The sequence below is a fragment of the Intrasporangium oryzae NRRL B-24470 genome, assembly GCF_000576595.1.
In the GTDB taxonomy this organism is placed as follows: Bacteria; Actinomycetota; Actinomycetes; order Actinomycetales; family Dermatophilaceae; genus Intrasporangium_C; species Intrasporangium_C oryzae.
The window spans coordinates 1-1,392 of the sequence record NZ_AWSA01000108.1; the positions used below are offsets into that span (position 1 = coordinate 1).

Consider the following 1,392-nt stretch of genomic DNA (forward strand, 5'->3'; position numbering starts at 1 on the left):
CGGAGGTCGTCGAGGGTGGACGTTGTCATCGTGGGGTGGGTCCTTCCGGTGAGGCGGGCGAGCTGGACGCGATGAGGACCCCGGGCCGTGCGTGGATCGGCTCGGGGTCCTCGTCTGTGTGTGGACGCGGGGACGTCAGCCGGAGCGGCTCCAGGTCCGCGTGAGTGGACGGAGCGCGTCCGGGATGGCGGAGTCCGGGAGGTCCTCCAGCGCGACGAGCGGGACGGCGGCGTGACCGTCCGTGCCCACGGGGACGAAGAGCGTCCCGTCCTGCGAGAAGGACGCGCGGGCGCGCTCCTCAGTGGTCGGCTCCTGCCCGGTCACGACCGGCCCCGGGACCGGGCGGACGCGGCGATGGCGTCGATCTCGGCGTCCTCAGCGGCGTCGGCCGCGGTGACGAAGCGGGAGAGGTAGTCGGCCTCGGTCAGACCGAGGCGCTCACGGCGCCCGGTGTGGTAGTCGCGGTCCTTGGCGCTCATCGCGGAGAAGGACGTAGGCGGCGGGGACGAGGCGACGACGTCGGCGACGATGGCGCGGATCTCGTTGGCGTTCATAGGGATTAGGCTCCTTCGGTCGGTGCTGTGTTGTCAGACGGCGATCTCGTGGACGCGGGGACGCGCACCGCGGCGGACCTGCCCGGGCTGCTCCGGAGCTGGCGGCGCGGGGAAGACGAGGACCTTGTCGTCCACGAGGGGTGCGACACCGACCGGGAGGATCGTCGTCACGTCGCGGAGATTGATCGTGCCTCCGGCGTGCGCGACGGCCTCCATGCGCTCCTTGAGCGCGGCCTCCAGGTCGGCCACGGCCTTCTTGGCCTTCTCGTGGGCAGCGAGAGCGGTCTCCTTGGCGAGGGCCGCGAGGTCCGAGCCGTTGGCGCGCTGGGCCCCGTGGTAGGCGCGGAGCGCCGCGACGGAGCGCTTCTCAGCGGCCTTGACGGCCGCCTCGTCGTCGCGGAGGTGCTTGTCCAGCGCGAACTTCCACGCGGCACGGTCGGAGAAGTCGCTCTCACGGTTCTCGGCCATCCATGCCTTGCGCTTGGCGGCGAGGGCTCGGTAGGTGGCGAGGCCGTCAGCGTTGGCCTGCTCCCATTCCTTCCGGGCCCCGGTGGCTCCGAGAGCGTCGTCGAAGACGGCCGGGGCGAGGTGGTGGTCCCAGACCGGGAACGCCTGCCCGGTCTGGGTGGTCGAGATCTGGAACTCATTGGTGACGATGCCCATGGAGGGCCTCCTTCGGGGTGGTTACTCGGTGTCCCTCGGCGGAGTTGCCGGGGGACTCGGGGGGAAGTCAGTGGTTGGAGCGCTTGCGGGCGGCCTCTCGGTCCTCCTCGACGGCCCTCTCCTTGGCCGCCTCGCGCTGCCTCCGACGAGCCTCGGCGCGGGCGAGACGCTCGAC

3 protein-coding genes are annotated in these 1,392 nt (G+C 71.7%); all 3 read right to left on the bottom strand.

What is annotated here, in order from left to right; genetic code table 11:
- Positions 1-135: 135 nt before the first annotated feature.
- The 3 genes from N865_RS21220 to N865_RS21230 are packed head-to-tail and all read right to left on the bottom strand — an operon-like array spanning position 136 to position 1,217.
- Positions 136-324: a hypothetical protein gene (locus N865_RS21220; RefSeq protein ID WP_034810271.1), complete on the bottom strand. Its 189-nt coding sequence runs from the start codon at positions 322-324 to the stop codon at positions 136-138.
- On the bottom strand, positions 321-554 hold the full coding sequence (locus N865_RS21225; RefSeq protein ID WP_034810272.1) for a hypothetical protein: 234 nt from the start codon (positions 552-554) through the stop codon (positions 321-323). The genes N865_RS21220 and N865_RS21225 overlap by 4 nt, the downstream gene beginning before the upstream one ends.
- Positions 555-587: 33 nt before the next feature.
- On the bottom strand, positions 588-1,217 hold the full coding sequence (locus tag N865_RS21230) for a hypothetical protein (protein WP_034810273.1): 630 nt from the start codon (positions 1,215-1,217) through the stop codon (positions 588-590).
- Between the last annotated feature and the right edge of the window lie 175 nt (positions 1,218-1,392).